Genomic DNA, 3605 nt, shown 5'->3' on the forward strand with positions numbered 1-3605 from the left:
TGTTCGCCTCGATGAACCGCGGCGGGCTAGCGGGCGCCGCGTTCGAGCTCGACGACCGGTTCACCGGCTACGACGTGGACGCGATCGCGAAGTTCGGCTACGACGGCGGCAAGATGCTGCTGCGCGTCGACCTCGAGGACGACCGCACGGCGCCGACCCTCGAGGCGTGCGCGCGGGCGGTCAGCGGACTGGCCGACGCGGGCCTCGTCGCGATGGTCGAACCGTTCCTGTCCCGCCGCGGCGAGGACGGGCGGCTGCGCAACGACCTGTCCGTCGAGGCCGCGACCACCGCGCTGACCGTCGCGGCCGCGCTCGGGCACACGTCGGCGTACACGTGGCTGAAGGTCCCGGTGATCGGGGACGGCGGGGACGACATGGCCCGTGTGCTCAGCGCGACGACGTTGCCTACGCTGCTGCTGGGCGGTGAGGTGTCCGCGGACCCGGAGGCGACGTACGCCCGGTGGGCGAGAGCGCTGCGCCTGCCGACGGTCCGGGGACTCGTCGTCGGCCGCTCGTTGCTCTACCCGCCCGACGGGAACGTCGTCGGGGCCGTCGACACCGCTGCGGGGTTGCTATGACCGAGCACTTCCACCAGCCGGCCGACGCGGTCTACCACCGCCCGGCCGGCTCGCTCTCCGACGACCGCCACCGGGTGATGGTCAACCCCGGCGCCGCGCACTGGCTCTACTCCGGGCTGCGCGTGGTCGCGCTGTCGCCGGAGGCGCCGTACGAGGTGTTCACCGAGGTGTCGGAGATGCTCGTGCTGCCGCTGTCCGGCGGCTGCGTGGTGGTGGAGGTCGACGGCAAGACGTTCGAGTTGCTGGGCCGCCAGGACGTGTTCGCGGGTACCACGGACTTCGTGTACGTCCCGCGTGAGGCGTCCGCGGTCCTGAAGTCCGATGACGGCGCGGTGGTCGCGCTGCCGTCGGCGATGTGCCGCCACCGCCTGCCGGCGCGGTACCAGGCCGCGTCGGACGTCCCGGTCGAGCTGCGCGGGGCCGGGCAGTGCAGCCGGCAGGTCAACAACTTCTGCACGCCCGAGGCGTTCGAGACCGACAAGCTGATCGCCTGCGAGGTCCTCACCCCTGGCGGCAACTGGTCGTCGTACCCGCCGCACAAGCACGACGAGGAGACGGACACCGAGTGCGAGCTGGAGGAGATCTACTACTTCCAGATCGCGCGGGAGGGCGTCGGCTACCAGCGCGTGTACTCGTCCGGCCAGGGCGAGATCGAGGTGCTGGCGGAGGTCCGCACGGACGACGTGGTGCTGATCCCGCACGGCTGGCACGGCCCGTCGATGGCGGCGCCCGGCTATGACATGTACTACCTGAACGTCATGGCGGGCCCGGGCCGGGAACGCACCTGGCAGATCACCGACGACCCGGCGCACACCTGGGTCAGGCAGACGTGGAGCGAGGAGAAGGTCGACCCGAGGCTTCCGTTCTACGAGAGCTGAACGGTCAGAAGTAGCCGCCGAAGATCAGCTTCGAGATCTGGGTGACGGTGGCCCTGCCTTCGTCGTAGCCGCCCTCGCCGCGCAGGTTGTTCATCACGGAGACGACGTAGCGCTCGCCGTCGCCGACGAAGCCGACCGTGTTCATGACCCAGCCGCCGTCCTCGGACGACCACCCGTCCTTGTTGCCCGGTCGCGCGGCCGGGCCGGCGCCCCACACGCCCCACTGCTGGATCGGATCCACGGCTCGCAGCTCGTTCACGATGTAGGACCGCTCCGCGGCCGGCAGCTTCGTCAGCACGTACGTCATCAGCCGGTCGAGGTCCTGCGGGGTGCACTTCTGGAAGCCCCAGTACGGGTAGTACTGCGTGTACCCCGACTGCGGCCGCAGCCCCGTGAGCCCGTACCGCGGGAAGTCGTTGTTGAACGTCATGTGGTCGGCGCCCGCGTACTTGAACCACAGGCTGTCCGCCGCCTCGTCGTCCGACGTGTGGAGCATCGCGCGGATCAGCGATCGGTCGTCGGCGGTGAGCGTGATCGCGCCGTTGCGCTCGCGGGTGAACAGGTCCACGACCATCGCCAGCTTGATCGTCGAGGCGGTCCATGTCGGGTCACCCGCGTGGTCGTTCTGCCAGACCGCACCGGTCCGCAAGTCGTGGACGACGATGCCGGACGTGCCGGGCCGCCCGTCCGCGTAGGAGTCCGCGGCCGCGAAGCGGGCCTGCAGGTCGCAGGAGAAGCCGGTGTCCGGGCACGCGGGCTTCTTCGGCTTGGGCGGCTTGGGCTTCGGCTTGGCCGACGACGAGGGCGTCGCGGCCGACGGGGCGGCCGACGACGTGGAGGTGGCCGGCGCCGGTGTGCGGAAGTTCCCCGCCCGGGCCTCTCCGCCGGCCGACGAGCACGCGGAGACGGCGAGCAGGGCCGCCACGAACAACGTGACGGCCCTCGCTGCCCTCGCTCGCCTCAGATCTTCTTCGACGGATCCTCCTGGCTGGTCGCGATCGTGGACCCGGTCTCCGACTCGCCCGACTCGACCTGCCGCGGCTCGTGCCCGTGTTGGGCCGCGCGGGCCTTGGCCAGCGCCGCGGTCTCCTCCGCTGGGTCGGCCCGCAGGAGGGACCCGGCCACCGGCTCGCCCGCCGAGCCGAGCTTGTTCATCTTCTTCGGCACCGGCGCGCCCTGGTACTCGAGCGGGATCGGGTGGCCGTGGTCGTCGACCGGGCCGAGCGGCTGGTGCACCTCGATGAACTCACCGTGCGGCAGCCGCCTGATGATGCCGGTCTCCACGCCGTGTTCCAGCACCTGCCGGTCGGACCGCTGCAGTCCGAGGCACAGCCGGTAGGTGACCGCGTAGGCCAGCGGCGGCAGGATCAGCAACCCGATGCGGCCGATCCACGTGGTGGCGTTCAGCGAGATGTCGAACTTGTCGGCCAGCACGTCGTTGGCCGCGGACAGCAGCGCCACCATGAAGTAGGTGATCGCCATGGCGCCGAGGCTCGTACGGACCGGCACGTCCCGCGGCCGCTGCAGCAGGTTGTGGTGGGCGTAGTCCTTTGTGAACTTCCGCTCGATCCACGGGTAGACCGCCGCGATCGCGGTCAGCATCGGCAGGCCGGCCATGAACGGGAAGAACGGCGCGGGAATCGTGTAGTTCCCGAGATAGACCTCCCACGCCGGCCATAGTCGGATCAGCCCGTCGGTCCAGCCCATGTACCAGTCGGGCACCGTGCCGGCCGAGACGTGCGCCGGGTTGAACGGGCCGAAGTTCCAGATCGGGTTGATCTGGAACAGCCCGCCCAGCAGCCCGATCATGCCGACCGTGACGGCGAAGAACGCGCCGCCCTTGGCCGCGAAGGCCGGGAGGATCCGCACGCCGATGACGTTGCCCTCGGTGCGGCCGGGACCGGGGAACTGGGTGTGCTTCTGGTACCACACCAGGCCGACGTGCACCGCGATCAGCGCGAGCAGGATGCCCGGCAGGAGCAGCACGTGGATGATGTAGAGCCGCGGGAGGATCTCGGTGCCGGGGAACTCGCTGCCGAACAGCGCCCACTGCGTCCAGGTGCCGATCACCGGCACCGACAGCGTGATGCCCGACGCGATGCGCAGGCCCGTGCCGGACAGCAGGTCGTCGGGCAGCGAGTAGCCGGTG

Annotated in this window: 4 protein-coding genes; 2 read left to right on the forward strand and 2 right to left on the reverse strand. The window is 70.5% G+C overall.

The genetic code is table 11. From position 1 onward, the window contains the following. Nucleotides 1-578: Cgl0159 family (beta/alpha)8-fold protein (locus VH969_RS14925; RefSeq protein ID WP_422653110.1), on the forward strand; the 578-nt coding region annotated here is incomplete at its 5' end. Beyond that, entirely contained in the window at nucleotides 575-1456 is an 882-nt protein-coding gene (gene iolB / locus VH969_RS14930; RefSeq protein ID WP_331974403.1) for a 5-deoxy-glucuronate isomerase, read from the forward strand. The genes VH969_RS14925 and iolB, both read left to right, overlap by 4 nt. A 4-nt stretch (nucleotides 1457-1460) precedes the next feature. Here iolB and VH969_RS14935 read toward each other — a convergent pair whose 3' ends face one another. Together VH969_RS14935 and VH969_RS14940 are read right to left on the reverse strand one after the other, a co-directional pair. Continuing rightward, nucleotides 1461-2381: a serine hydrolase gene (locus VH969_RS14935; protein ID WP_331974407.1), complete on the reverse strand. Its 921-nt coding sequence runs from the start codon at nucleotides 2379-2381 to the stop codon at nucleotides 1461-1463. Between the two features lie 35 nt (nucleotides 2382-2416). Continuing rightward, nucleotides 2417-3605: cytochrome b (locus tag VH969_RS14940; protein WP_331974405.1), on the reverse strand; the 1189-nt coding region annotated here is incomplete at its 5' end.

The sequence above is a fragment of the Actinophytocola sp. genome (assembly GCF_036555685.1).
GTDB lineage: Bacteria > Actinomycetota > Actinomycetes > Mycobacteriales > Pseudonocardiaceae > Actinophytocola.